Annotated in this window: 29 protein-coding genes; 13 read left to right on the top strand and 16 right to left on the bottom strand. The window is 71.7% G+C overall.

The genetic code is table 11. From position 1 onward, the window contains the following. Positions 1-45: 45 nt before the first annotated feature. Positions 46-540 carry a hypothetical protein gene (locus AB0J87_RS48250; protein ID WP_350724303.1) on the bottom strand — a complete coding sequence of 165 codons (495 nt, stop codon included), beginning with the start codon at positions 538-540 and terminating at the stop codon, positions 46-48. Between the two features lie 61 nt (positions 541-601). Next, the gene (locus tag AB0J87_RS48245; RefSeq protein WP_363978676.1) at positions 602-1102 is read right to left on the bottom strand and encodes an Rrf2 family transcriptional regulator; all 501 of its coding nucleotides are present in this window, start codon (positions 1100-1102) and stop codon (positions 602-604) included. 82 nt (positions 1103-1184) lie between these two features. Between AB0J87_RS48245 and AB0J87_RS48240 the strand changes: the two genes are divergently transcribed. Then, positions 1185-1928, top strand: coding sequence for an NAD(P)H-binding protein (locus AB0J87_RS48240; RefSeq protein WP_363978673.1), 744 nt, complete (start codon positions 1185-1187; stop codon positions 1926-1928). Positions 1929-1934: 6 nt separating this feature from the next. On the opposite strand, the gene AB0J87_RS48235 is transcribed toward AB0J87_RS48240, so the two are convergent. After that, positions 1935-2309, bottom strand: a complete 375-nt coding sequence (locus AB0J87_RS48235; protein ID WP_363978670.1) for a nuclear transport factor 2 family protein — start codon at positions 2307-2309, stop codon at positions 1935-1937. A gap of 103 nt (positions 2310-2412) precedes the next feature. On the opposite strand from AB0J87_RS48235, the gene AB0J87_RS48230 reads away from it, so the two are divergent. Then, positions 2413-3393, top strand: a complete 981-nt coding sequence (locus AB0J87_RS48230) for a YafY family protein (protein ID WP_363978667.1) — start codon at positions 2413-2415, stop codon at positions 3391-3393. On the opposite strand, the gene AB0J87_RS48225 is transcribed toward AB0J87_RS48230, so the two are convergent. Genes AB0J87_RS48225 through AB0J87_RS48215 form a run of 3 tightly spaced genes read right to left on the bottom strand, consistent with a single transcriptional unit; the run spans position 3378 to position 5970 of the window. Then, the gene (locus tag AB0J87_RS48225; RefSeq protein ID WP_363978664.1) at positions 3378-4130 is read right to left on the bottom strand and encodes an FAD:protein FMN transferase; all 753 of its coding nucleotides are present in this window, start codon (positions 4128-4130) and stop codon (positions 3378-3380) included. The two genes, AB0J87_RS48230 and AB0J87_RS48225, sit on opposite strands and share 16 nt — an antisense overlap. After that, positions 4127-4603: an FMN-binding protein gene (locus AB0J87_RS48220; protein WP_363978661.1), complete on the bottom strand. Its 477-nt coding sequence runs from the start codon at positions 4601-4603 to the stop codon at positions 4127-4129. The genes AB0J87_RS48225 and AB0J87_RS48220 overlap by 4 nt, the downstream gene beginning before the upstream one ends. 14 nt (positions 4604-4617) lie before the next feature. Further along, positions 4618-5970 (bottom strand): ferredoxin reductase family protein, encoded by a 1353-nt coding sequence (locus AB0J87_RS48215; protein ID WP_363978658.1) that lies wholly within the window; start codon positions 5968-5970, stop codon positions 4618-4620. A 124-nt stretch (positions 5971-6094) separates the two neighbouring features. On the opposite strand from AB0J87_RS48215, the gene AB0J87_RS48210 reads away from it, so the two are divergent. From AB0J87_RS48210 to AB0J87_RS48200, 3 genes are read left to right on the top strand one after another with little or no spacing between them, the layout of a single operon-like run. Then, a complete protein-coding gene (locus AB0J87_RS48210) occupies positions 6095-6820 on the top strand; it encodes a response regulator transcription factor (protein WP_355212073.1) in 726 nt (241 codons plus the stop codon). Next, a complete protein-coding gene (locus tag AB0J87_RS48205; protein WP_363978655.1) occupies positions 6817-8241 on the top strand; it encodes a HAMP domain-containing sensor histidine kinase in 1425 nt (474 codons plus the stop codon). Before AB0J87_RS48210 ends, AB0J87_RS48205 begins: the two co-directional genes overlap by 4 nt. Before the next feature lie 60 nt (positions 8242-8301). Further along, positions 8302-9213: a phosphotransferase gene (locus tag AB0J87_RS48200; protein WP_363978652.1), complete on the top strand. Its 912-nt coding sequence runs from the start codon at positions 8302-8304 to the stop codon at positions 9211-9213. Here the strand turns inward: AB0J87_RS48200 and AB0J87_RS48195 are convergent. The 4 genes from AB0J87_RS48195 to AB0J87_RS48180 are packed head-to-tail and all read right to left on the bottom strand — an operon-like array spanning position 9202 to position 11322. After that, on the bottom strand, positions 9202-9717 hold the full coding sequence (locus AB0J87_RS48195) for a MerR family transcriptional regulator (RefSeq protein WP_363978649.1): 516 nt from the start codon (positions 9715-9717) through the stop codon (positions 9202-9204). The genes AB0J87_RS48200 and AB0J87_RS48195 overlap by 12 nt on opposite strands. A 10-nt stretch (positions 9718-9727) precedes the next feature. Continuing rightward, positions 9728-10588, bottom strand: a complete 861-nt coding sequence (locus AB0J87_RS48190) for an SDR family NAD(P)-dependent oxidoreductase (RefSeq protein WP_363978646.1) — start codon at positions 10586-10588, stop codon at positions 9728-9730. Between the two features lie 43 nt (positions 10589-10631). Then, the gene (locus AB0J87_RS48185; RefSeq protein ID WP_363978643.1) at positions 10632-10952 is read right to left on the bottom strand and encodes a hypothetical protein; all 321 of its coding nucleotides are present in this window, start codon (positions 10950-10952) and stop codon (positions 10632-10634) included. Beyond that, on the bottom strand, positions 10945-11322 hold the full coding sequence (locus AB0J87_RS48180; protein WP_363979276.1) for a MerR family transcriptional regulator: 378 nt from the start codon (positions 11320-11322) through the stop codon (positions 10945-10947). The genes AB0J87_RS48185 and AB0J87_RS48180 overlap by 8 nt, the downstream gene beginning before the upstream one ends. Before the next feature lie 51 nt (positions 11323-11373). Between AB0J87_RS48180 and AB0J87_RS48175 the strand changes: the two genes are divergently transcribed. The 7 genes from AB0J87_RS48175 (at position 11374) to AB0J87_RS48145 (ending at position 17426) form a co-directional block, all read left to right on the top strand. Then, a complete protein-coding gene (locus tag AB0J87_RS48175; protein ID WP_363978640.1) occupies positions 11374-12258 on the top strand; it encodes an NAD(P)-binding domain-containing protein in 885 nt (294 codons plus the stop codon). Next, the gene (locus AB0J87_RS48170; RefSeq protein ID WP_363978637.1) at positions 12255-12686 is read left to right on the top strand and encodes a PPOX class F420-dependent oxidoreductase; all 432 of its coding nucleotides are present in this window, start codon (positions 12255-12257) and stop codon (positions 12684-12686) included. The genes AB0J87_RS48175 and AB0J87_RS48170 overlap by 4 nt, the downstream gene beginning before the upstream one ends. Positions 12687-12791: 105 nt before the next feature. Next, complete coding sequence (locus tag AB0J87_RS48165; RefSeq protein WP_363978634.1) at positions 12792-14213, top strand: MFS transporter; 1422 nt, start codon at positions 12792-12794, stop codon at positions 14211-14213. 4 nt (positions 14214-14217) lie between these two features. Beyond that, a complete protein-coding gene (locus tag AB0J87_RS48160; protein WP_363978631.1) occupies positions 14218-14694 on the top strand; it encodes a GNAT family N-acetyltransferase in 477 nt (158 codons plus the stop codon). A gap of 65 nt (positions 14695-14759) precedes the next feature. Beyond that, positions 14760-16142, top strand: a complete 1383-nt coding sequence (locus tag AB0J87_RS48155; protein WP_363978628.1) for an SUKH-4 family immunity protein — start codon at positions 14760-14762, stop codon at positions 16140-16142. 42 nt (positions 16143-16184) lie between these two features. Then, positions 16185-16910 (top strand): hypothetical protein, encoded by a 726-nt coding sequence (locus AB0J87_RS48150; protein WP_363978625.1) that lies wholly within the window; start codon positions 16185-16187, stop codon positions 16908-16910. 3 nt (positions 16911-16913) lie between these two features. Further along, complete coding sequence (locus AB0J87_RS48145; protein WP_363978622.1) at positions 16914-17426, top strand: AAA family ATPase; 513 nt, start codon at positions 16914-16916, stop codon at positions 17424-17426. A 167-nt stretch (positions 17427-17593) separates the two neighbouring features. Here AB0J87_RS48145 and AB0J87_RS48140 read toward each other — a convergent pair whose 3' ends face one another. The 5 genes from AB0J87_RS48140 to AB0J87_RS48120 all read right to left on the bottom strand — a co-directional run bounded on the left by AB0J87_RS48140 (position 17594) and on the right by AB0J87_RS48120 (position 23261). Next, positions 17594-18808, bottom strand: a complete 1215-nt coding sequence (locus tag AB0J87_RS48140) for an MFS transporter (protein WP_363978619.1) — start codon at positions 18806-18808, stop codon at positions 17594-17596. A gap of 9 nt (positions 18809-18817) precedes the next feature. Next, complete coding sequence (locus tag AB0J87_RS48135; RefSeq protein WP_363978616.1) at positions 18818-20209, bottom strand: AlkA N-terminal domain-containing protein; 1392 nt, start codon at positions 20207-20209, stop codon at positions 18818-18820. A 60-nt stretch (positions 20210-20269) separates the two neighbouring features. Beyond that, a complete protein-coding gene (locus AB0J87_RS48130) occupies positions 20270-21844 on the bottom strand; it encodes a polyketide antibiotic transporter (protein ID WP_363978613.1) in 1575 nt (524 codons plus the stop codon). Next, entirely contained in the window at positions 21841-22731 is an 891-nt protein-coding gene (locus tag AB0J87_RS48125; RefSeq protein ID WP_363978610.1) for an ABC transporter ATP-binding protein, read from the bottom strand. Before AB0J87_RS48125 ends, AB0J87_RS48130 begins: the two co-directional genes overlap by 4 nt. A 74-nt stretch (positions 22732-22805) precedes the next feature. Further along, on the bottom strand, positions 22806-23261 hold the full coding sequence (locus AB0J87_RS48120; RefSeq protein WP_363978607.1) for a transcriptional regulator: 456 nt from the start codon (positions 23259-23261) through the stop codon (positions 22806-22808). A gap of 88 nt (positions 23262-23349) precedes the next feature. Between AB0J87_RS48120 and AB0J87_RS48115 the strand changes: the two genes are divergently transcribed. Then, positions 23350-24132, top strand: a complete 783-nt coding sequence (locus AB0J87_RS48115) for an NAD(P)H-binding protein (RefSeq protein ID WP_363978604.1) — start codon at positions 23350-23352, stop codon at positions 24130-24132. Between the two features lie 18 nt (positions 24133-24150). Here AB0J87_RS48115 and AB0J87_RS48110 read toward each other — a convergent pair whose 3' ends face one another. Further along, complete coding sequence (locus AB0J87_RS48110) at positions 24151-24774, bottom strand: FMN-binding negative transcriptional regulator (protein WP_363978601.1); 624 nt, start codon at positions 24772-24774, stop codon at positions 24151-24153. Between the last annotated feature and the right edge of the window lie 46 nt (positions 24775-24820).

Raw genomic sequence — 24820 nt, 5'->3', positions numbered from 1 at the left:
ACGTCCTTAGATGCGGCCCCCGCGGCGGAAGTTGTCCTTCGTCGATCACCCGGCGGCGCCATGATCGGGGAAGAGTCCCTGAAGGAGCGTGTAGCCCGGCATGCGTTCGGCCGGACGCACGCTCACGGTGAACATCTCCGGCTCGTCGAACACCGGCTCTCCGTTCGGGCGGCGTGCGTACGGGACGCGCCCGTAGTCCACGCCGTCGCTCTGGTCGAAGCTCATCCAGGTGATCGCCTCCTGCTCCCCTTCGAGCAGCGGGAGGTTGGAGACGGCCCGGCTGAAGACCTTGTCCGGCGTGATCACCCACACCTGGGGGACCGCGAAGATCCATCGCGTCGCGGCGATCTCCTGGGCCCTGGTGGCGGCTCGATTCTCGAAGTCCGTGGCCGACTGCTGATCGCGAAGGTAGTCGTAGTCGCTGAGCACGAGTTGGCGTTCACCCTGGAGCGCGACGATGGCCGGGCAGTCGCGGGCGAGGATGCTCTTCTCCAGCCGGCCGATCACGTCGAAGAGCAACGTGGCCGTCTCGTCGTTCATCACGTCCTCCGAACTTCGCAGTCCCCCACAGATCCTGCCATGACGCAATGGGATGGATCTCTCAGCGGAGGGCGTCTTCTCCAGGGGGACGGGTCTGCCCGGTGAGCAGCGATCGAGTGCGGGCCGGTGCCGACGGAGGCAGGTCGGCGAGGACATCGGCGAGCGAGACCCCGGCCAGGCTGCCGCGCCACACCCGATGCGCCTCGGCCATCTTCACGGCGAGGATGCAGGCCTGCCGGCAATCCTCGGCCGGAAGCGCGCCGCGGCCCTGCCTGCGGATCTCGCGGCATTCGTACGGAGCGGAGGCGCCGTCCACCGCCTCCACGATCTGCAGCAACGTGATCTCCGCGGGCTCGCGCGCGAGCCGGAACCCGCCGCGCGGCCCTGTCGTCGCCGACAGCACGCCCGCCTTGACGAGCGACTGGAGCTGCTTGGCGAGGTAGGGCGCGGGCAGGTCGTAGTAGTCCGCCAGCTGGGCGGCCGATGCGGTGGTCCCCGGTTCGAGCTGCGCCAGCGAGGTGGCGCAGTGCAACAGCCATTCGGTGCTTACGGGCAGCTTCACGATCGCCAGGATATCGTGGATATTGCGGACCTGTTAAGTCCGAGATATGGTCCTGGTTGATCGTGGACAAGGAGTGATCATCATGCGGATCGCCGTCGCCGGCGCGACCGGCAACATCGGTTCCCTGACCGTGGCCGCCCTCGAACGGGACGGGCACGACGTCGTGCGCGTCAGCCGTTCGCTCGGCCTGGACCTGCTGACCGGTGACGGGCTCGACGACGCCCTCGCCGGGGTCGAGGCCGTCATCGACGTCACCAACGGGCCGGAGGGGGATCGGGCCGAGACGGTGGCCTACTTCGCGGCGGCCACCCGTAACCTGCTCGCCGCCGAGGAACGGGCCGGCGTACGCCACCATGTGCTGCTGTCGATCGCCGGGGTGGGCCGGATCGACGGCAATGCGCACTACGCCGGCAAGCGGGAGCAGGAACGCCTGGTGGCCGCGGGTCCGGTGCCGTGGACGGTCGTACCGGCCACGCAGTTCCATGACTTCGCGGAGATGGTGGCCGGCTGGACCGAGCAGGACGGCGTGGCCACGGTCGCGCCGCTGCTCATGCAGCCGATCGCGCCCGCGGACGTGGCCGCCATCCTGGCCGAGATCGCGGTGGGCGAGCCGCAGGGACGCTATGTCGACGTCGCGGGGCCCGAGCCGCAGGACCTCGTCGACATGGCCCGGCGTACGCATCGGGCGCGCGGCCGGGAGGTGAAGCTCGTGCCGACCTGGTCGGGCTTGTTCAGCCAGGAGATGGCCGGCAACGTGCTGCTGCCGGGTGAGGACGCCCGCATCGCGCCGACGACGTTCGACGACTGGCTCCAGGAGCAGAAGTGACCCGGGTCAGTGCTGGACGGCGTTTCGGGCCTTGTGCATCGGGAGCATGTCGAAGATGCTGATCACGCGGGTGATCCTGCCGTTCTCGACGGTGAAATAGTCGATGCCGCGGAAGTCCTTCAGCAGCGGGGTGTCGGTGGTGTACACGGTCGCCGCGTTCGTGTCGTTGCCCAGGACGTCGATGACGGTGGCGCTGATCAGCGAGGTCGCGAACGGCTCGAGGAACCCGCGGTAGCCCTCCACCCCCTCGAACGTGCCGGTCGGGGCCTCGCACACGACGTCGTCGGCGAGAAGGCTCAGGGCCTTGTCGATGTTCTTGCTGGTCCACGCGCGGACGAAGTCGTCGGCGATCTGCTGGGCGAGCCCGTTGGTTCCGGTCACAGCACAGTTCCTTTCAGGACGTTCGCGCCGCCCCCGTGGGCGGCCCGTCTACCTGCATCTTCACGGGGATATATGTCAGGTAGCGTCATATACCTTTGAAGGCGTGAGATCCGAGCGCCTGCTGTCGATCATGCTGCTGCTGCAGACCCACGGGCAGCTGCCGGCCGGTGACCTGGCCGAGCGCCTGGAGGTGTCGGTCCGCACCGTCATGCGCGACGTCGAGGCGCTGTCGTCGGCCGGCGTGCCCGTCTACACCGTGCGCGGCCCCCACGGCGGCATCGCGCTGCTGCCCGGCTACCGCACCAACGTCACCGGCATGACCGCCGACGAGGCCCGCGCCCTGTTCGTGCTGATGTCCGGTCACGCTCACACCGAGCTGGGCCTGGGGCAGGCCCTCGGCTCCGCGCTGCGCAAGCTGATGGCCGCCCTGCCCGCCCCGCACCGGCCCGACGCCGACCTGGCCAGCCGCCGCATCCTCATCGACCCCGTGCGCTGGCGCGGCGGTCCGGCGCGCTCGGCGACCGGCCCCGCCGCCGACCTGGCCGTGCTCCAGCAGGCCGTCTTCAACGACCGGCGGCTGCGCCTGCGCTACCGGCACGGCCGCGACAACCGCGTCCGCTCCTACACCCTCGATCCGTACGGCCTGGTCAACAAGGCCGGCGTCTGGTACCTGGTCGCCGACCACCGTGGCGAGCCGGCACTCTTCCGAGCCGACCGGGCCCTGTCAGCCGGCATCCTCGACGAGCCCGTACGCCGCCGCGACGGCCTCGAACTGGCCGACGTCTGGGACAGCCTGCGCCGCCACATCGACGAGATCCCCGCCCCGCTGCCCGTCACGGTCAGCGTCCACCGGGACATCCTGGCCAGATTCCTGCGCATCCACGAAGCCGACCTGGCCGGCCCCCCTCCCGCGACCGACCAGCGAGCAGAGCGGGTGCACGTCGAACTGCACTTCCGCTCCCTGCCCGCGGCAGAGGTGCTCCTGGCCTTCGGCACCGACGCCGAAGTCCTCGCCCCGGCCGAGCTCCGCCGGACCCTCGCCCGCAAGGCGGCCGAAGCCGCCGCCCGCTACAACTGCGCATAACGGTGGAAACCGCTGGTACGCCAGACCGCTCCCGACGAGGTCACCGCGAACGCCTCCAGCTCGTCCTGCTCCTCCACCCACTCCCGCGCCGCGGAGCCCATCGCGAACGCGGCGGTGGCGTAGGCGTCCACGGTGGTCAGGTCGTACCCGACGAGGGTGAGCGAGGCCAGCGCGGTGGCGGGGGCGCCGGTGTGCGGGTCCACGATGTGGTGCCCGCGTTCGGCGGTGCCGGAGGTGGCGACCGCCAGGCCGGTCCCCGAGACGACGGCGGCCAGCGCCCCGGGCCGCAGCGGGTCGGCGATGCCCACCCGCCACGGCCGGTCGGGTTCCGGCGATGAGCCGAGGCGGACGTCGCCGCCGCCGTTGACGCTGTGCCGCCGCGCGCCCGCCGCCGCCAGCAGCGCCGAGGCGTGCTCGATGGCCCAGCCCTTGACCAGCGCGGACGGGTCGAGCCGGTCGCCGGGCATGAGCGTGAAATAGCCGCCGGTGTCGCGCTCGACCTGGGCGCAGCGGGCCAGCACGCGGACGATCTCGGGCGGGCAGCTCTCCGGGGCGATCTCGCCGCGGCCGAGGCGGCTGATCGGGCTGCCGGACCGGTACGTGGAGAAGAGGGCGTCCACGTGGTGCAGCCAGGTCACCGCCTCCTCGATCGCCGACGTGATCCGCTCGGACGCCTCGTGCCGGACGTCGAAGGAGAACACCGTCCCCATGACGTGCTCGACGTGCCGGATCGTCACAGCCCCGCCCGGTCGATCGCGCTCTGCAGGGAGCGGGCGTAGCCCTCGCTGGTGTAGGTGGCGCCGGACACCGTGTCGATCTGCGCGCTCTGCGCCGACAGCGCCTCCTGGGTGAGGATCGGCAGCGCGGCGTCGTTGATCTCGATGTCACGGCGGTTGCCGTCGGGCGCCTGCAGCACCTGGACGTCGGCGATCTTCCCGCCGGACACGGTGATCGCGACCTGCACCGGGCCCCAGCGGGTGTCGGCCGGATCGCCGGTCACGGTGGTCCCCTGAGCCGGCGTGGTGTCCTGCGCCGGCGTGGTGCCCTGAGCCGGCGTGGTGCCCTGAGCCGGCGTGGTGCCGGACTGCTTCTGGGCCAGGGCGGCGGGCGGCTGGGCTGCCTGCGACACGTCGTGCGGCTTGAACGACAGCAGCAGCACCAGGCCCACGGCAGTGGCCAGCACGGCGAGCAGTGCTCTACGGATGGGCATTTATCGTCGTACTCCTAGAACTCGAAGGATTCGTGATGGATGTGCCGCCGGGGCACTCCGGCGGCCCGCAATGCCTGGATTGCGGCCCGGGTCATCTCGGCGGGGCCGCACACGTACACGTCGTGGTCGCGCAGTCCGGGCACGACCCGGGCGAGCACCGCCGCGTCGAACGGCCCACCGGGGCCGCGGGGGCCGGTCGAATAGTGCAGGTTCGCGCCCCGGGCGACGGCGATGTCCTCGAGCTCCTGCCTGAACACCAGGTCGGCCTCCCTGCGTGCCCGGTAGAGCAGGGTCAGCTCGCCGGGAAGCGACTCGAACAGGGCACGCAACGGGGTGATGCCGACGCCGCCCGCGATCAGCAGCACCTGCCGGCGGGAGCGCAACCGGCCGGTGAAGGCCCCGTACGGTCCCTCGGCGAAGACCCGCGTCCCGGGGCGCAGCCCGGCCAGGGTCGCGCTGTGGTCGCCCAGCGCCTTGACCGTGATCCGCAGCCCGCCGGCGCCGGGCGGGGCCGACAGCGAGTACGGGTTCGCCGACCACCACAGCCCCTTGGCCAAGAAGCGCCAGCGGAAGAACTGGCCGGGCTCGGCGCGCAGCCGTTCCAGTCGCCGGCCGGTGACCTGGACGGAGATCACGCCGGGGGCTTCGGCGGTCACCGCGGCCACCCGCAGCCGATGCCGCAGGAACAGCCGGACGGGCGCCAGGAGCCGGTACCAGACGACGAGCGCGGCCACGCCGAGGTAGAGGACATACCAGGCGACCTGGGCCGCCCGGTCACCGGCGAACTCCGCACCGGTGGCGAGCTGGTGGCCGAAAGCCAGGTAGGCGGCGACGTAGGTGTAGAAGTGCAGCAGGTACCAGGTCTCGTAGCCGATCCGGCGGCGGGCGGCACGGGCCGAGATCGCGCCGATGCCGAGGAGCAGCAGGCAGGCCGCGGTGGCCTCCCACATCTCGGGGAAGGTCACGACCATGGTGACGGCCTCGTCCGCCACGTGCTGCCCGTCGGCGATCGCGTACCCCCAGATGACCGACAGCACGTGCGCGGTCATCAGGCCGACGATGTAACGCCCGCCCATGGCGTGCCAGCGGGTCAGCCGGTCGGTGCCGACGCCGTGCTCCAGCGCGGGCACGCGCGCCATCAGCGCGATCAGCATCGCCATCGCGTAACCGGCCAGCAGGCCGGTGATTCGCCCGGCGTTCGTGAGCCAGCCCGCCGCGCTCACCACCGCGGACGTGTCACGCCACCACAGCGCGACGACCGCGACCGCGCCCAGGCCGATCAGGACGAGCACCGGGCCGGGGCGGGCCACGAACCCGGTGGACCTGACCTGCGGGGCGGTTCGGGATGGTACGTGCGTGATGGTCACACCGTTCTCCTGCTTCTTCGGGAACGGGACCCACCGTGCCAAGTGAAACTCTGCGTTCCTTCTGAACGGCCCGGGACGGAGGTGCTCTCAGAGGATTTTCAGAAGATTTCGGTATGAAATGGACATGGAGGTGACCGTGTCGGTGTTGCTGCGTCCTGACGGTGCGCCGATCCGCGTGCTGGTCGTGGACGACGAACCGGACATCGTCGAGGTGCTGGAGACGGTGCTGCTCCAGGAGGGGTGGCGGGTCCGCGCCGCCGGCGACGGCATGACCGCGGTGCGGGCGGCGGAGGAGTTCGTGCCGGACGCGGTGGTCCTGGACGTGATGCTGCCCGATCTGGACGGCCTGGAAATCATGCGCCGGATCCGCGAGCGGCTGCCGGAGGTGTGCGTGCTGTTCCTCACCGCCAGGGACGCGGTGGAGGACCGCGTGGCCGGGATCACCGCCGGCGGCGACGACTACGTGACCAAGCCGTTCAGCCTGGACGAGGTGCTGGCCCGGCTGAACGGGCTGCTGCGCCGCGCGGGGATGGCCCGGGCCGGGAACGGCACGCGGCTCGTCGTGGCCGATCTCGTCATGGACGTCGAGGCCAGGGAGGTGACCAGGGCGGGGACGTTGATCGACCTGACACCGACCGAGTTCGACCTGCTGCGGCTGCTCATGCTCAACCCGCGCCGGGTGCTGAGCAAGACCCAGATCCTCGACCACGTCTGGTCCTACGACTTCGGCGGGCAGGCCCACGTGGTCGAGCTGTACGTCAGCTACCTGCGCAAGAAGATCGACGCGGGCCGCGAGCCGCTCATCCACACCGTCCGCGGGGTCGGCTACGTGCTCAAGCCGCCCGCATGAGCCGCCTCCTGCCGCGCACGCTGCGGGGCCGGCTCGTCGCGGGGGTCCTGGCGCTGCTGGCGCTGGCCTGCGCGGCCGTCGGCGTCGCGACGTCGTTCGCGATGGACCGCTTCCTGATGGGACGGGTCGACCAGCAGCTCGCCACGATCGGCGGCAGATACGCGGCGAGCCTGGAGCACGACGGCGGCCGAGGCGGGGGCGACACGCGCAGCCAGGCCCCGGGCACCTTGGGAGTGCGCGTCGCCGGCGGCGTGATCACTCAGGGGGCGGTGGTGACCCTGGACGACGACGACCGGGCGGGGCTCACCGGCGGTGACCAGGCCGTCCTGGCCGCGTTGCCGGCCGACGGCGTGCCCAGGACCGTGTCCCTGTCGCGCCTGCACGAGTACCGGGTCGTCGCCGTACCGGGCCGCGACGGCGACGTGCTCATCACCGGCCTGCCGCTGCACGAGGCCGAGGAGACCTTGAGGCGCATGCAGGCGTTCGAGGTCGTCATGTTCGGCGCCGCGCTGGCCGTCACCGGCGTCGCCGGCGCGGTGTGGGTCAGGCTCGCGCTGCGCCCCCTGGAACGCGTGGCCGCCACCGCCCGGCGGGTCACCCGGCTGCCGCTGGCCAGCGGCGAGGTGGCACTGACCGAACGGGTGCCCGACACCGATCCGCGTACCGAGGCCGGGCAGGTGGGGGCCGCGTTCAACAGCATGCTGGGGCACGTGGAGGCGGCGCTGGCCCGCCGGTACGCCGTCGAGCAGAGGCTGCGCGCGTTCGCCGCCGACGCCAGCCACGAGTTGCGCACCCCGCTCGCCGCGATCCGCGGCCACACCGAGCTGGCCCTTCGCGGCGCCGAGCCGATGCCCGAGGGGGTGCGGCACGCGCTCGACCGCATCGACGCCGAGTCCGGCCGGATGAGCGAACTGGTCGCCGACCTGCTGCTGCTCGCCCGGCTGGACGCGGGCCGGCCGCTGGCGCGGGACGAGGTGGATCTCACCAAGCTGGCCATCGAGTCCGTCGGTGACGCCAGGGTCGCCGCGCCCGCCCACCGCTGGCGGCTCGAACTGCCCGAGGAGCCGGTCACCGTCCAGGGCGACCCGTCGCGGCTGCGCCAGGTGATCACGAACCTGCTGACCAACGCCGGTACGCACACCCCCGAAGGCACGGCGATCACGCTGACGGTACGACAGGCGCCGGGCGCGGCGGAGCTGACGGTCGCGGACGGCGGGCCCGGCATCCCGGCGGACATGCAGGAGGAGATCTTCGAGCGCTTCTCCCGCGTGGACAAGGGGCGATCGCGCGCTTCCGGCGGCACGGGGCTCGGCCTGGCGATCGTCAAGGCGGTGGTCGCCGCGCACGGCGGCACGATCGGCGTCGAAAGCCGCCCCGGCCGCACCGCCTTCCACCTCCGCCTGCCCGACCCCGGGCAATAGCGGGTGTCATGCGGAAAATGAGAGGCAAGGCGAGCGGAGTGATGGCCTACCGTGCCGCGAGTGACGGATCTGCTTCCCCCGGCAGTGCTGGACGCGGTGCTGGGCCACCCGGGAGGCTCGCTCGTGTCGTGCCGGAGCGAGCCGGTCACCGGCAGCTCAGGGGCCGCCACCGGTGCCGTGACCAGGCTGTCCGGCCAGGCACGCCTCGGCCGCGACCAGGTCTCCTTCACCGTGATCCGCAAATCCTGCCGGCCGCTGACCACCGGACGACACGCCGCCGGCGCCGCCGATCCCCGGCACTGGGCCAACTGGCGGCGGGAACCTCTCGCCTATGCCAGCGGGCTGCTGCCGAAGGGACCGGGCCTGGCCGCGCCCCGCTGCTACGGCGTCATCGGCGACACCGTCTATCTCGCCGACGCCGGCGCCACCCCGGAAGCCCCGCACGTGGCCGCTCACCGGCGCGGCCGCTGGCAGGCCGACGTCGCCGTCCCCGACGTGCCGTGGCTGTCCGGCCACCAGCTCGCCCAGCGGATCGCCGTCAGCGACCTGAGCTGGACCGGCATGGACGTGCCCGCACACATCCCGGCGTTGTGGCAAGAGCGCCACGACCTGCTGGAGCGGCTCGACCGGGTGCCTCGCGTGCTCGTGCACGGCGACTTCTCCCACGGCAACCTCGTCGCCGCCGCCGACGGCTCCGACACGGTGGCGCTGGACTGGGCGACGTTCGGGGTGGGCCCGGTGGGCGCCGATCTCGCGTCACTGGCGCTGACCACCCTCGGACGCCATCTCACCGACTACCTCGACGGACTGGCCGGCCGCTTCGACACCGCCGACGTCGAGCTGGGCTACCGGGTGACGCTCGCACTGACCGGAGCCGGTCGCATCCACTGGATGGTGTCGCGCGGGATGAGGCCTCCCGCCGGCTATGTCGACTTCGTCACCGCCGAAGCCACCTCATGCCTATGCCCGTAGTGCCCGTTGCGCCGTCCGGTCGACGGCAGGGGTCTGCACCTCCGGCCCGGTCTCGCCGCCGTACGTGGCGATCTTGTACTCGACGGCCGTAAGGGAAAGGGTCAGCTCACGGATCCGGCGGCGGATGGTGTCGCGATGCTCGATCAGCAGGTCGAGCCGCTCGGGCACCGTGTGCTCCCCGGCGTCGACGAGCGAGATGTAGTCCTGCAGGTCGCGCATCGCCATGCCGGACAGCCGCATCCGGGTCAGGAACACCAGCCGCCGCACCGCGGCGCCGTCGTAGACGCGATGGCCGTTGCCGTCGCGGGCCACCTCGACCAGCCCGGCCCGCTCGTAGTAACGCAACGTGTGGGGCGAGATCCCGAGCAGGCCGGAGACCTCAGCGATCGTCATCGGCCCGGGCACCTCGGACACCTCGGTGAGGGAGTGGATCGCCTCGACCGACATCGGGCCGTCATCGCCGAGCGTGTCGAGCGCCCTGGTCATCAGATCGTCGGTGGCCATGACCACCAGCCTAAATCGGCCGGACCGATGCCGGGACGTCCGGGAAGTCGGCGCTGCGGGCGGTCTCGGCCCACCGCTCGACCTCCTCCAGGCCACGCCGGTACGTCCCCGAGATCCGCTCGACGGCCTCGCGCCCGAGCGGCAGCCGCAGCGGCACCTGCTCGCCGTGCGCGAGGGACACGATGATCTCGGCCGCCCGCACCGGGTCGCCCTCCTGGCGGCCGTCGGCGCCGGCCATGTCCGAGCGGACGGCGGCCAGCAGCTCACGGTAGGTCTGCGACGCCTCCACGAACTCCAGCGTCTCACCCGCGTGGAAGTCGGTCCGGAACCGGCTCGGCTCGACGATCATCACGCGGATCCCGAACGGCGCGACCTCCCCGGCCAGCGCCTCGGACCAGCCTTCGAGGGCGAACTTCGACGCGGAGTACGCCGACACTCCCGGGAACGACATCCGCCCGCCCTGGCTGCTCATCTGCACGATCGTCCCGGTGCCCCGCGCGCGCATCGCGGGCAGCGCCGCCCGCACCAGCGCGGCAGGGCCGAACAGGTGCAGATCCATCAGCTCACGCAGCTGCGCGTCGCCGACCTCCTCGACCGCGCCCACCACGGCCCGGCCCGCGTTGTTGACCAGCACGTCGAGCTGTCCGAAACGGACAAGGGCGGCACGCACGAGCTCCCCGGCGGCGGTGGCGTCCCGGACGTCGAACTCCGCGATCAGGCAGCTGTCGGGGTAGGCGTCCGCCAGGTCGGCCACGCTCTCGGGCCGGCGCACCGCCGCCACCACGCGGTCGCCCGCCGCGAGCGCCGCCTCCGCCAGCGCGCGTCCGAACCCCCGGGACGCGCCGGTGATGATCCAGGTCTTTGTCGTCATGCCGGCGACGCTACGACTTCGAGCGCGCTCGAACGCAAACCGGCTACTTGGGGTCGCGCGACCGGAAAGCCATGACGTAGAAAACCGTTGAGGCGACGAGGAAGCAGACGGTTGGAACCATCAAGACGAGTCTCAACAGCGGATCGACGTCCAGAACCAGGGGAAGCAGCATCGTCGTCAGCGAGGCGGACAGGAAGATCTGCGCCCAGGAGAACGGCTTCCAATAAGCCCATTTACCTGCCGGAACCCAGCGCGGGAGCCCTCGGTTGATCAGTGTGAAGATGCCGAGCAAGAACGGAAAAGCACACGTCGTGAGAGCGATCAGCGCCATGTCGTGCGTGACCGTCTCTAAGGACTCAAGCATGTGACCCGCTCTCCACCACGCGTCGCTCCGTGACGTCGATGTAGTCGCGGAGGGACTGGCGGGAGCGGGCGAGCGTGTCGATGTGCTCGTCCAGGCCGTGCAGGCGGGCCCGCAGCGTGTCCAGGAGCTCGGGGCAGGGCTCCAGGTCGGGGGCCGCGCCGGTGGCGCAGGGGAGCAGGTACGCGATCTCCTGGGTCGACAGCCCGGCTTCGAGCAGCCTGCGGATCTGGGTCACGGTCAGGACGGCGTCGTCGCCGTACTCGCGGTAGCCGTTGGTGCCGCGCTCGGGTTCGAGCAGGCCCTGGGCCTCGTAGTAACGCAGCTGATGCGTGTGGACTCCGGTCTGCCGGCTCAACTCCCCGATCAGCACGCTCGTTCCCCCCTTGACCTTCATATCGGTATGAACGTTAAGGATTCTGCCATGAGCACCAACAACGCCAACCACACTCCCGTGACGGTCATCGGCCTCGGGCTGATGGGCCAGGCGCTGGCCGGAGCGTTCCTGCGCGCGGGGCACCCTACGACCGTGTGGAACCGTACGGCGGCCAAGGCCGACCAGCTGGTGGCCCAGGGCGCGAAGCTCGCCGGCTCGGTCGGCGAGGCCGTCGCGGCCGCGCCGCTCGTGGTCGTCTGCGTCACGGACTACGACGCCGTGCACGGGCTGCTCGACCCGCTGGGCGCCGTTCTCGACGGCCGGGTCCTGGTCAACCTGGGTTCGGGCACGTCACAGGGCGCCCGTGAGACCGCCGAGTGGGCGGCGCGGCAGGGCGGCGCCTACCTCGACGGCGCGATCATGGCCGTCCCCGCGGAGATCGGGGCGGACGCCGTCATCACCTACAGCGGGCCGCGGTCGGCCTTCGAGCAGTACGAACCCGCCCTGAGGAGCCTCGGTTCGGGAACGACGTACCTCGGCGACGACCACACCCTGTCGGCGCTGCACGAGATGGCCGTGCTGAGCCTGATGTGGAACATCCTGAACGGGTTCCTGCAGGGCGCCGCCCTGCTCGGCGCGGCGGGGGTGCGAGCCGGAGCGTACGCCCCGCTCGCCGGCAAGGGGATCGAGATCGTGAACGGCTGGCTGGCGGACTACGCGGAGCAGGTCGACACCGGCGCGTACCCGGCCCTGGACTCCACCATCGACACCCACCTGGCCGCGATGGACCACCTCATCCACGAAAGCGAGTCCCTCGGTGTCAGTGCCGAGCTTCCGAGGTTCATCAAGGCCCTGACCGACCAGGCCGTGGCCGACGGGCGCGGCGGCGACGGCTACGCGGCGATGGTCGAGCAGTTCCGCAAGCCGTCATGACCGCCACACCGTTCGACCCGCGCACGCTGCTCGCGGAAAGCCGGCTGGGCGTCCTCGCGACGATCAAGTCGGACGGCCGCCCGCAGCTCTCCCCGGTCATGCCCTTCTACGACCGGAGGGCCGAGATCGTCTACGTCTCGATGACCGAGGGGCGGGCCAAGACGGCGAACCTGCGCCGGGATCCGCGGGCCGCGCTGGAGGTCACCAGCCCTGACGGCTGGTCATGGGCCACCGCCGAGGGCACGGTGACGCTCACGGGGCCGGGCTCCGACCCCCACGGTCCCGAGGTCGAGGCGCTGGTGGACTACTACCGCCGCGCCGCGGGGGAGCATCCGGACTGGGAGGAGTACCGGTCGGTGATGGTGTCCGACCGCAGGGTGCTCATGACGATGAGGGTCGAGCACGTGTACGGCGAAAGAGTCCGCTGATCGGCGGGCGTTTCGCCTTTTCCATGACCTCCCACGTAATCGCCACGGTACAGGTGCCGACGGCATTGTCTATCTCGCAAGCGGCCACCACACCAGGAGAGCGACATGACCGCCGTCAAGGCACCCGAGTCCGCCGTCCCCCGGACGGCGGACCCCGGCCAGGGGACTTTGCTGGTCCTCCTGTCCGGCCTCTTCATCACCACCCTCGACTTCTTCATCGTCAACGTGGCGATCCCCGCCATCCAGCGGGACCTGCACGCCACGCCTTCGCAGATCCAGTTCGTGGTGGCGGGGTTCGGCGTCGCGCTGGCCGCCGGGCTGATCACCGCCGGCCGGCTGGGGGACCTGTACGGGCGGCGCCGGATGTTCGCCGTCGGCCTGGCCGTCTTCACGGTGGCGTCGGCGCTCTGCGGGGCGGCGCCCACGGCCGGGATCCTGATCGGCGCCAGGATCGGCCAGGGCCTCGGCGCGGCGCTGCTGATGCCGCAGGTCCTGGCCATCATCAACACCACCTTCATCGGTGAGCACCGGGCCAAGGCGTTCAACGCCTACGGCGTCACGATGGGCTTCGGCGGCGTGTTCGGGCAGCTCATCGGCGGCGTGCTGATCAACGCGGACCTGGCCGGGCTGGGCTGGCGCACCATCTTCCTGATCAACGTGCCGGTTGGCGCGCTCGCCATCGCCCTGGTCCCGCGCCTGGTGCCCGAATCCCGCCTTCCGGGCGGCCCGAAGCTGGACCTGGCCGGTACGGCGCTCGTCTCGCTCGGCCTGGTCGCCATCGTCTACCCCCTCGTCCAGGGCCGCGAGCAGGGCTGGCCCGCGTGGACCTGGCTGTGCCTGGCGGCGGCGGTCGCCCTGCTGGCCTCGTTCGTGCTGCACCAGCGGCGGGCCGCCGCCCCGCTGGTGGACCCCGGGCTGTTCCGGCACCGCTCGTTCTCCGCGGGCACCGTGGTCAGCCTGCTGCACTCGATGACGATGGGCTCGTTCTTCCTGATCCTGGCGCTCTACCTCCAGCAGGGCCGCGAACTGGACGCGCTGGGATCGGGGCTCATCTTCCTTCCGCTGGGCCTCGGCTACTTCGCGTCCTCGACGCGGGCCGTCCGGCTCGCGGCCAGGCTCGGCCGCCAGGTCGTCGCGCTCGGGGCGCTGACCATGGCCCTCGGGTACGGCCTCCTCGCCCTGACCGCCACCGCCCTGGGCGAGCACGGTCCCATCGCCTGGATCATCCCAGGCCTCGTGGTCGCCGGCGCCGGAATGGGGCTGGTCATGGCCCCGCTGCCCGCACTCGTCCTGAACGGCGTGGACCCCAGGCACGCGGCCGCCGCCTCCGGCGTGCTGAGCACCGCGCAGCAGGCGGGCGGCGCGATCGGCGTGGCCGTGGTCGGCGTGGTCTTCTACGGCGCTCTGGGCGGCTACCCGCATGCCTTCGCCATGGGCCTGCTCCTCCTCATCGCGCTGGACGTGGCGGTCGCCGCCCTGGTCCAGGCCCTGCCCCGGCTGCGTAACCGCACCGAAGGGGCAGAATGAGCCGGTGACCAGTCCCATCGAGGCGCCCCTGCTCGTCCTGATCCCGTTGCGCCCGGAGCACGCCGACGAGATGGCCGTCGTGCTGTCGGACCCGGACCTGCACACGTTCACCGGCGGCGCCCCGCTCACCGCGCCGGAGTTGCGCGCCCGCTACGAGCGGCTGGTCGCCGGGCCGCCCGGCTGGCGCAACTGGGTGATCCGGTCGCGGAAGGAAGAGCGGCTGGTCGGGTACGTGCAGGCCACGATCGACGGCCGGACCGCCGAGATCGCCTGGGTGATCGGCACACCATGGCAGGGCCGCGGCCTGGCCACCGCGTCCGCCCGGGCCCTGGTCGACCAGCTCGTACGGGATGGGATCGACACGATCGTGGCGCACATCCACCCCGATCACGCCGCCTCGGCCGCCGTCGCCACGGCGGCCGGCCTGCGTCCCACCGACCGGTGGCACGAGGGGGAGGTCCGCTGGGAACGTACCGTCTGATCCGTAAAGATCCCCTACCCTTGGGGGAACTTGATCTCAAAGGTCTGACGTCGGGGTGTTGAATCGTGGTCACGCACGAAGAGATGGTCGAGGCTTTCGGTGACGAGGGCCTGCTGCTGATGGACGTCGAGCAGTGCCGCGAGAAGGGGCTCTCGGAGGAGGACGTCCGGATCCTGTCCGAGGTCGGGCTGCCGGTGCGCGCGGACCAGGCGTTCACCACCTTCATCGCGGACGAACCGCGGGTGGGCTCCCTCGTCGTGTTCAGGACGCCGGGCGGGGACCTCAACGTCCTCACGCTCGGCGGCACGTCGGGGGACACGGGCATGCGCTACTTCCTCGACATCCGCAGCGGCGTCGTCGGCCTGCTCTCGATGGACGAGACGCCGCAGGCCGAGAAGATCAACAGCTCTCTCGCGAACTTCGTCGAGTTCCTCTACCGGCTCAGGCTGCGCCAGCAGGCGTTGAACGGCGAGCCCCCGGAGGCCGGCAAGGACTACACGGAGAAGCTGTGGCTCTCCCTCAAGGAGCTGGACCCGGACGCCTTCGGCGAGGCCGAGGCCTGGTGGTCGATGGTGATGGACACCCTGATGAGCCGGAACCTCATCTCCGAGACCCGCGCGTTCCTCGAACAGCGCCGCGCCGAGGTCTCCGACACCGTGTCCAAGCTGATCGAGTTCGAGGAGGCCGTCGCGCCGCGCGGCACGCAGCGCGAGGGCTTCGACCGGGCGCTCAGCCGGTTGGAGCATGAGGGCTGGCAGATCGTCGACGCCGAGCGCTTCGCGTCCGACACCGCGACCAGCGGCCTGCTGAGCCCGTGCGCCGACCACTTCACCCCGGACGGGACGCTGGCCGACGACGTGCCGCTCGCGTGGCGGGGCGGGCTGCCCTCCAACATCCAGGCGGCGTTCGCCCGTGAGGGGCTCGTGGTCTCCGTTCCCGGGCAGGCGGGTCAGGAAGACGACTACGACGCGCTGCTGGAGATGGACGACGACGAGCTGGCCAAGCACAGCGACGCCCTGATGGACTCGCTCATCGCCTCGGTCCACGGCCTGAACAAGCCGGAGGAAGGGGTCGTGACCTGCCTGGCCGCCGACCGGTCGTCCGACCTGTGCCGGATCTCGGCGGCCTTCGACCGGCTGGCCGCGCACGGCTACCTCGCCGAGCCCGACCTCTGGCCGACCGCCTCCGGCGCCTGGCAGCAGGTCCACGAGGCGGCCTCCGCTGCCGGGCAGCCGCCCAGGGCCGTCTTCTGGACGACGCAGTCGCACACGGCGAGCTTCGACGCGTACGGCGATCTGGTGGACGAGCTCGTCCTGCAGTGGACCGGCGATCGCGACCTGATCGCGCAGGCGCTGGCCGGCACCGGGCTCGAGGTGGAGGTTCCCGAGCACGAGAGCACCGCGTTCCTCCTGCGCCCGGCCTCGGAGGGGCGTTTCGAAGTTTCTTGATGTGAGCCGTCGCGCGCTGCGGGGCTCTGTACCGTGCTGCCGGTGAAGATCCAGGAGATGGGAACGCGGCCGTGGCTGGCCGCCGGCGCGGCGATGATCACGGTGCTCGCGGGGGTGGCCGGCCCGGCTCGGGCCGGGGAGGACTACGGGCAGTACTCCCGGTTCGCCGACCGCAGCGCCGGACAGTACTGGTCCGACGGGCAGGCGGCCGGGCAGTGGACCTGGAAGCCCCTGTCTTCCACGACCTCGGAGATCAGCTGGGGCGACCCGAAGAAGTGGCCGCCGGACTACGCGGAGAAGTTCGTGCGCGACGGCGGCTGGCTGACGCTGGACGGGTGGCGGGGGAACGGCACGTACTACACCGTCAGGGTGACCAAGGAGCAGATCGGCGACGCCAAGTGCGGCGACCTGCGTACGTTCGCCACGTCGGGCCCGCAGCACTACGTGAAGTGGGACATTCCCTCGCAGGGGTACTGCCTCAAGGCGTGGGGGACCATCACCGAGAAGTCGTCGGGGAAGGTCATCGACTTCGGTCACACCCAGATCTGGTCGCCGCCCGCACCCTGCTCGAACCAGTACCTGAGCGGGAAGACCTGCATCAAGCAGTGGGAATCCTGGTGGGACAACAAGGACGCCCCGGGCAAGCCGATCACCAGGAAGCTGGACCGCGACCAGTACATCGCCCGCGGCCTTGGCATGGCGTTCAAGATCCAGCAGTATTTCCCGAAGGACTGGAAGTCGGAGGCACGTTCCTACTGGACCTGGTGATCCATGATCGTATGGCTGAACGGGACGTTCGGCGCGGGTAAGACGAGCACCGCGAGGGAGCTCGTCCCGCTCGTCCCCGGTGCTCGCTGTTTCGATCCCGAGCAGGTCGGCTTCATGCTGCGGACCGTCTCCGACCTCCCGCGCGTCGGTGACTTCCAGCACTGGACGCCGTGGCGGGGCCTCGTCGTGGAGACCGCGGCGCGGCTGCTCGACTACGTGGGCGGGGCGCTCGTGATGCCGCAGACCGTCCTGGTCGAGGAGTACTGGCGGGAGATCAGCGCCGGCCTGCGGGAGGCCGGTATCCCCGTGCACCACTTCGTGCTCCACACCGACCAGGAGACCCTGACCCGCCGGATCGAGGCCGCCGACGACGTGTCGGCCCGGAAATGGCGGCTGGAGCACCTGCCGGCGTACGCGGACGCCTTCCCCTGGCTCAGCCGCGAAAGCCAGGTCGTCGACACGACCGAGCAGCCGCCCGCCGAGGTGGCCAGGAGCATCGCGAACCGGCTCGGCTGAGGGAGTTCATCCACAGGTGTGTGCCCAGGCCGGTGGACAGCCGGGCGGAGGCGGTCGCGGGCTGTGGTATGGCGGCGCCAAGCCCTGATTCTCCAGCATTCCGGCCCTTCCGGAGCGTTCGGGGCAGGTGCTTCCGCCGCCCCTGGTGAGGGCCTGTACGGGCCTGGTTATCCACAGGAGGAGCCGGTTATCCACAACCGGCGGCCCTCGCGTACGAACAGCAGGGCGAAGGCGGGAAGGGCCGCCAGAGCGCTCATAAGGATCACCGCCCCCGCCAGGTTGCCCGCCACCAGCAGCGGGGTGACCACGGCGGCCCCGACGGGCGGGGTCGCCTGCATCATCGTGCGGAAGACACTGAAGACCCGGCCGCGCTGGGACGGCGGGATGCGCTTCATGCGCAGCGACTGCGCCCAGACGGTCATGGGGGCGCTGAACATGCCGATGACCAGGAAGCCCGCGGCCACCGGGATCCAGTCGGGCGACCCCAGCGTCGCCAGGAACCCTGCCGCCGCCACCAGCTCCACCACGGCGATCGCGACCAGCCTGTCGATCCGCGGACGCCAGGCCCCGGCCACGAACCCGCCCACGAGCTCACCGGCCGACAGGGCGGCCATGAGGAGCGAGAGGGCGGCGCCGTCGCCCGGAAGCTGCTCCTTGGCCAGCCACGGGGCGACCACCATGGTCATCGCGCCTTCGGCGATGTTGAAGGCCATGAAGGCGAGCGTGGTGCCGACGAGGACCCTGTCGCGGAAGACCGTCACGCGTTCGGCCTGGGGTGCCGGCTTCGCGTGCGGGCGCAGGGGGCGGCGGATCAGGGCCACGGCCAGGGCGAAGCAGGCGTAGGTGGCGGCGTCCAGGGCCAGGAGGTTCGCCGGGCCGAGGGTGCTCAGGAGCGGGGCGGCCAGGGTGAAGCCGATGATGCCGGAGAGGGAGTAGCTCACGGATTCGAGCGCGTTGGCGGCGTCGCGTTCTCGCGGGGCGACCAGGTCGGGGATGGCGGCCGGGACCGCCGCCATGGGGACCATCTTCAGCAGGCCGTAGAGGGCGGCGACGAGGAAGGGGAGCCAGGCCGGCACGGTCGCGACCGCCGCCGCGAAGGGGATGGATCCGACGGCGACACCGCGCAGCACGCTGTCGGCGATCAGCGCTGCCCGCTTGTCGAACCGATCGAGCAACGGCCCCGCGACCAGGCCGCCGACCACGACGGGGGCGGTGTAACAGACGGCCAGGAAGCCCAGCTTCGCCGTTCCGCCGGGCTGGGCCAGGACGAGCCAGGACAGGGCCACGAACGTCATGCTGTCGCCCACCACCGAGACGGACGCGCCGAGCCAGAGGCTGCGGAAGTCACGCCTGTTCTTGAGGAGGGACAAATAGGTCGACACGAAGGTTCCTCAGGGGGTGTGGGTGCGTGGCGCGCTCAGGTGCTGCATCGCGTACGAGCGCCAGGGCCGCCAGCGGTGCGCGTCCCCGGCCGCCAGCCCGAGGCGGTGCAGTCCCTCCTGCACGGCCGGGTCGGAGGGGAGGAAGACGTCGGGGTCGCCGAAGGCTCGCATGCGGATCCGTGCCACGGCCTCCACGTCCATGCCCGGCAGGGCCAGGAGCTCGCGTTCGGCCTGGTCGCGATCGGCTTCGGGACCGAGGTGGAGGGTCCCGGCGGTCAACGCGCGGGCCAGGGCGGTGACCGGGGCGGGCGCGTCGGAGCTCGCCAGGGCCTCCATGCGGGGGAAGGCATGAGTGACGCCGGCCGCTGGATGGGGGAGTCGGGTGCCGTAGGTGCGGACCAGGCGGGCGAGCCGGGATCGGCCGGTGGGGGTCTCCTCGTTCAGGATCGCGCGGATCGCCATCTCGGCCGCGTCCACCTGGCCGGGCACGCGCCTGCCGGGAGTCCGCGCCACCACGGCGGCGAGGCGCGGGTCGCGGGTCAGGTGGTCGGAGATGTCGCGAGGGTCGGCGTCCAGGTCCAGGAGGTGGCGGCAGCGCCGTACCGCTGCCGCCAGATCCTTCAGGTCCTCCAGGTGGAGCTCGCAGGAGACGTACGTGCGCGCGGGGCGGAGCGTGACGAGGCCGAGGCCGTGCGGGAGGGTCAGCGAGCGGCGGTAGCAGCGGGCGGTGACGTCCTCCAGGCCGGGGATCGCGCGGGTGGCGAGGTAGGAGAACAGGGCCGGCAGGTCCAGGGGCGGGCGGTAGGTGAGGCGTAGCCGTATCGCGCCTGGTGGGAGGCGGGCGGAGGGAGTGCCCCGCAGGGCGGTGGGGGTCGTGCCGTAGACCTTGCGTACGGTGTCGTTGAACTGGCGGATCGAGGAGAAGCCGGCGGTGAACGCTATCTCGCTCGCGGGCAGGTCCGTGGTCTCCAGGAGCGTTCTGGCGGTGGCCGCGCGCTGGGCCCGGGCCAGGGCCTGCGGGCCCGCGCCCAGGTCGGCGGTGAGCTGGCGGTGCAGCTGGCGCTCGCTGTAGCCGAGCCGGGACGCCAGGCCGGCGACGCCTTCGCGGTCCACGAGGCCGTCGGCGATGAGCCGCATGGCGCGGCCCACCACGTCCGCCCGGACGTTCCACTCGGGGGAGCCGGGGACGGTGTCCGGGCGGCAGCGCTTGCAGGCGCGGAAGCCCGCCTCCAGGGCGGCCGCGGAGGAGGGGTAGAAGCGGACGTTCTCGCGCTTGGGAAGGGCGGCCGGACAGCTCGGGCGGCAGAAGACGCGGGTGGTCACGACGGCGACGAAGAACCGGCCGTCGAATCGGCCGTCGCGGCTTCTGAGCACGGAATACGCGTCTTCGTCGGTGAGCACGCGGACCACTCTTCCGGTTCCGCCGCCGCGCCCACTAGTGGAAATCGGACATCAAGCAGCTCAGCCCAGGTCGCGGTCGCGGAGGCGGATCAGGGCGGTGGAGACGAGCAGCGCGGTCAGCGCGAGGATCACCGCCGCCGGAGCCGCGGTGAACGGCTCGCCCGACACCGTGTTGGGCGTGTAGTGGAACGGCTCCACGCGGCTCCAGCCCCACAGCCCGATCAGCGGTCCGACCAGGTCGCCCACCACGGTGACCGCGCCCCAGACCGTCCACGAGAACGCGACCGACACCCGCGGCAGCACCCCCACGGCGAAGGCGGCGAACGCTCCGACGAGCCAGGCGGCCGGTACGTGTTCCAGCGCTGCAGCCAGGACCCGGCCCACCGCCGGATCCCCCATGACCAGCGAATAGATCAGCCCCGTGACGAACCCCCCGAGGGCCAGCAGCGCCAGGGTGCCGAGCGCGGCCACGGCCAGGTGCGCCGCCGCCCAGCGCAGCCGGCTCACCGCGGTGGACAGCAGGGCCTCGGCATGGCCGGAGGACTCCTCGTCGTGCAGCCGGAGCGTGGCGAGCACCGGGTAGAGCGCGACCGTGTACGCCAGCAGGAGCACGATGATCCACAGGTACGCGTCCACCGGATCCCCCGACGGACCCCCGTACCGGTGCAGGAAGGCGTCGAGGACCCGTCCGGGCTGGTCCGCGAGGCGGGGCGCGACGCCGCTGAGACCGGCGAAGAGCGCGGCGGCGGCCGTCACGCCGGCGGCCCACTTGGCCAGCAGGCCGCGCTGGAGGCGCCAGGCCAGGCTGAACGGCCCCTTCAGGTACGGTCCCGCGGCCGGCCCAGGACGTACGGGGAGCAGGCCGGCGTCCAGGTCGCGACGGGCGGACAGCGCGTACGCGAGCGCCAGCAGGACCCCCGTCGCCACCAGCGACACGAGCAGCGGCCACCACCGGTCGGCCGCGTAGGCCCGCACCAGGTGGCTCCAGCCGAGCGGCGAGCTCCACGTCAGCCAGGTCGCGCCCGAGGCGTCACCGAGGTAGCGCAGCACGTAGGAGACGCCGAGCGCGAGCAGCCCGAGCGTGGTGGCGGTGCGCGCGGTCTGCGCGAGCTGGGAGGCCACCGCGCCGATCGCGGCGAAGACCCACCCCGCCGCCGTGATCGCGGCCCCGTACGCGAGCGACCCGGCCGCCTCCATGCCGATCGCGACGAGGACGCCCGCGGTGAGCGCCCCGGCGACCAGCGCGGCGACGGCCGCGGTGACGAGGGCCGCGGTGAGCGGCGCGGCCCTGCCGATCACGCCGGACAGCATCAGCTCCTGCCGCCCGGACTCCTCCTCCGCCCTGGTGTGCCTGATCACGATGGTCAGGGCCATCCAGGCGGTGAGCAGGAAGAGCAGGCCGCCGCTGCGCCAGGCCGCCATCGCGCCGACCGAGGGTTCGGCGACGGGGCCGCCGAGGCCGAGGAGGATCGGGTTGCCGGAGATCACCCGCGCGTACGTGCGCAGCGCCTCCTGGGTGGTGAAGTAGCCGTTGATGTAGGAGACCAGGCCCGCGCCGAGCATGACGACGACGAGGATCCAGACGGCCGAGCGGAGGCGTTCGCGGCGGGCGGCCAGCCCGAGGAGCACGGTCATCGCGCGGCCCCCTGGTAGTGGCGCAGGAACAGATCCTCCAGGCTCGGCGGGCTGCAGGTCAGGCCGCGTACGCCGATCGCGGACAGCCGGGCGAGCAGCCCGTCGAGCGCGTCGGAGTCGGCCTGGCACGTGAGGCGGCCGTTCTCGACCAGCACGTCGTGCACGCCGGGCAGGTCGCCCAACGGGCCGGGGGAGCCCGCCAGATCGGCGGTGATCGAGGAGCGGGTGAGGTGGCGCAGGCCGGAAAGGGTGCCCGACTCCACGGCTCGGCCCGCGCGGATGATCGTGACCCGGTCGCACAGGGCCTCGACCTCGGACAGGAGGTGGCTGGACAGCAGGACCGTGCGCCCCGCCCGCTGCTCCTCGATCACGCTGGTACGGAAGGCGGCCTCCATCAGCGGGTCGAGCCCCGCGGTCGGCTCGTCGAGGATCAGCAGCTCGGCCCGGGAGGAGAAGGCGGAGACCAGCGCCACCTTCTGGCGGTTCCCCTTGGAGTAGGCGCGGGTCCTCTTGCGCGGGTCCAGCTCGAACCTGTCCATCAGCTCGGCGCGGCGCCGCTGGTCGAGCCCGCCCCTGGCCCGGCCGAGCAGGTCGATCACCTCGCCTCCGGTGAGCGCGGGCCACAGGGTCACGTCGCCCGGTACGTACGCCAGGCGCCGGTGCAGCTCGGTGGCCTGCCGCCACGGGTCGCCGCCGAGCAGCCTGACCGTGCCGGAGGTGGCCCGGATGAGGCCGAGGAGGATGCGGATGGTCGTGGACTTTCCCGCGCCGTTCGGGCCGAGGAAGCCGTGCACCTCGCCGGCGCGTACGGACAGGTCGAGCCCGTCGAGCGCGCGGGTCGCGCCGTACGACTTCGTCAGTGCGGCGACCGAGATCAAGTCGTCCATGGGGATTTCCTTGTGAGAAGGCATGGCGGGACGGCGGCGTGGCCGCAGAGAGCCCGCCGCGTCCGCTCTGGGTTTCAGTCGGAGGCCTGGTCGAGCACCTTGGCGAGGCCGGCGATGGCGGTCCTGGCCGACTCGATGCGCCTGGTCTGCGCCTCGTCGGTCCAGCCGAGCCGCAGGCCCTCCGCGGCCAACTCGTCGAACGCGGTGAACGCGGCGAGCTTCTGCCGGATGACCTTGGACCAGGCGTCGTCCTCGATCTGGTAGTAGACGTTCCGCTCCCCTGGCTTGCGGAACCTGCGGATGAGCTTGATGGACGTCAGGAGGTGCATGTTCGTCGTCAGCGAGGCGCGGCTCGCGCCGATGGCGTCGGCGATGTCGCTCGCGGTCTGCGCCGGCGGGTCGCACGCCATGAGCCAGCCCAGGACGCGGCCGGTGATCGGCGCGAGTCCCCATTCCTCGGAGACGAACGCGGCCACCCGCTCGACCCATTCGAGCACCTGCTCGCGGTCAGGGCCGTCCTGCGTACTCATGCGGTCATCCTAACGTTCAGCTTTCTAGCCAGTAATTTCAGACTAGACTGAAACAACTGGCAATGGCAAGCCGATGTTTACTGGTTGCATGATTCTGGTTCTGGGTGCCACCGGCAGGACCGGGTGCCTCGTCGTCGCCGGGCTGCGGGACCGGGGCGTGCCGTTACGGGCGGCCTCCCGGTCGGCGTCGGTGCGCTTCGAGTGGGACGACGCGCGTACCTGGGGTCCCGTCGTCGAGGGCGTTTCCGTGATCTACCTGGTGACGCCCGAGGACCCTGTGTTCCCGGCCGGGCTGGTGGCCTCGTTCCTCGCGGTCGCGCGGGCGGCCGGAGTGCGGCGGGTCGTGCTGTTGTCCGGGCTGAGCGCGGGGTACGGGAGCGTGCCGATGGCCTCACGTGAGACGGCCGTGCGCGAGGCCGGGCCGGCATGGACGATCCTGCGGCCCGGCGCCTTCCAGCAGAACTTCGCGACCCTGGCCGGGAAAGACGAGCTGCGGCTGCCGCTGGGGCCGGAGCCGTACACCGCGCCGATCGACGTCGCCGACATCGCCGACGTCGCGGTGGCCGTGCTCACCGGCGCGGGGCACGAGGGCCGGATCTACCCGCTGGCGGGGCCGCGCGCCCTGTCGTACCCCGAGCTCGTCGCGATCGTCTCGCGGGAGACGGGGCGCACCGTGGTGTACGTCGACGAGCCGGTCGAACGATGGACGGAACGGACGAAGGCCGCGGGCGCCTCGGAGGCGGCCATGAACTGGTCCTTGGAGACCTTCGACGCCATCCGCCGCGGGGAGTACGCCCGGCTCCACGACGGGGTCCAGCGGGTCCTCGGGCGCCCGCCCCGGGAGTTCACCGTCCTCAGGCCATCCGCCTGAGTTGCTGCGCCCGGGCGCTCACCGCGCGTGGGTGATCCGCCTGAGCTGTTGGGCCCGCGCGCCCGCGTCGCCCGGCAGGTCCCGCTCGGCGAGCCCGTCCGCGATCCGCTCGCGGAACTCGACCGGCCGGTGGTCGTCGTACTTGAACTTGGCCCGCACCTCCACCACCTCCAGCCGCAGCCCCCGGATCGCCGAGAGCATCTTCCGGTACGGCCCCGCGTCCGCGGCCACCTCGCCGTGCCCGCCGCCGGGCTCGTGGTGGGCCAGCTGGCGGCGCAGGATCTCGGCCTTGCCCTCCCTGCCGTCCACGATCCGGGCCTGGCAGGTGAGCTGCACCGAGGCGTAATAGCTGGTCGGCACGCCGGTCTCCGGGGTGTCGGAGCGCCAGCCCGACGGGATGTAGGCGTAGTCGTCGTGCACGGTCACCACCACGGCCGGGTTGGCCTCCAGCGCGGGCCAGATCGGGTTCGGCCTGGCCAGGTGGAGCACGACCGCACTCCCGTCGAACAGGAAATGCGTCGGCACCACGACCGGCGGGCCGCCGTCCACGCCGTTCGCGGCCAGTTGCCCGAAGTCGCGCGTACGCAGCCAGGCCCGCCATTCGTCGCCGTCTTGGGCCGCGTCCCAAGGATGAATGAGCACCCCATACCTCTTTGTATTAGTACATAATGGATTTTGTGTCAGAAAA

Origin of the sequence: Nonomuraea sp. NPDC049625 (assembly GCF_040675285.1) — a bacterium.
GTDB lineage: Bacteria > Actinomycetota > Actinomycetes > Streptosporangiales > Streptosporangiaceae > Nonomuraea > Nonomuraea angiospora_A.
Note: the sequence above shows the minus strand (reverse complement) of the source record. Positions and strands in the feature narration are given on the sequence as shown.

Bases quoted from the DNA above. Each gene is read 5' to 3' on its own strand.
- AB0J87_RS48120 (WP_363978607.1), bottom strand. From the start codon at position 23,261: ATGAGTACGCAGGACGGCCCTGACCGCGAGCAGGTGCTCGAATGGGTC.
- AB0J87_RS48170 (WP_363978637.1), top strand. From the start codon at position 12,255: ATGACCGCCACACCGTTCGACCCGCGCACGCTGCTCGCGGAAAGCCGG.
- AB0J87_RS48190 (WP_363978646.1), bottom strand. From the start codon at position 10,588: ATGACGACAAAGACCTGGATCATCACCGGCGCGTCCCGGGGGTTCGGA.
- AB0J87_RS48220 (WP_363978661.1), bottom strand. From the start codon at position 4,603: ATGCCCATCCGTAGAGCACTGCTCGCCGTGCTGGCCACTGCCGTGGGC.
- AB0J87_RS48145 (WP_363978622.1), top strand. From the start codon at position 16,914: ATGATCGTATGGCTGAACGGGACGTTCGGCGCGGGTAAGACGAGCACC.
- AB0J87_RS48165 (WP_363978634.1), top strand. From the start codon at position 12,792: ATGACCGCCGTCAAGGCACCCGAGTCCGCCGTCCCCCGGACGGCGGAC.
- AB0J87_RS48125 (WP_363978610.1), bottom strand. From the start codon at position 22,731: ATGGACGACTTGATCTCGGTCGCCGCACTGACGAAGTCGTACGGCGCG.
- AB0J87_RS48195 (WP_363978649.1), bottom strand. From the start codon at position 9,717: ATGGCCACCGACGATCTGATGACCAGGGCGCTCGACACGCTCGGCGAT.
- AB0J87_RS48115 (WP_363978604.1), top strand. From the start codon at position 23,350: ATGATTCTGGTTCTGGGTGCCACCGGCAGGACCGGGTGCCTCGTCGTC.
- AB0J87_RS48210 (WP_355212073.1), top strand. From the start codon at position 6,095: ATGGAGGTGACCGTGTCGGTGTTGCTGCGTCCTGACGGTGCGCCGATC.
- AB0J87_RS48130 (WP_363978613.1), bottom strand. From the start codon at position 21,844: ATGACCGTGCTCCTCGGGCTGGCCGCCCGCCGCGAACGCCTCCGCTCG.
- AB0J87_RS48175 (WP_363978640.1), top strand. From the start codon at position 11,374: ATGAGCACCAACAACGCCAACCACACTCCCGTGACGGTCATCGGCCTC.
- AB0J87_RS48205 (WP_363978655.1), top strand. From the start codon at position 6,817: ATGAGCCGCCTCCTGCCGCGCACGCTGCGGGGCCGGCTCGTCGCGGGG.
- AB0J87_RS48250 (WP_350724303.1), bottom strand. From the start codon at position 540: ATGAACGACGAGACGGCCACGTTGCTCTTCGACGTGATCGGCCGGCTG.
- AB0J87_RS48185 (WP_363978643.1), bottom strand. From the start codon at position 10,952: ATGCTTGAGTCCTTAGAGACGGTCACGCACGACATGGCGCTGATCGCT.
- AB0J87_RS48240 (WP_363978673.1), top strand. From the start codon at position 1,185: ATGCGGATCGCCGTCGCCGGCGCGACCGGCAACATCGGTTCCCTGACC.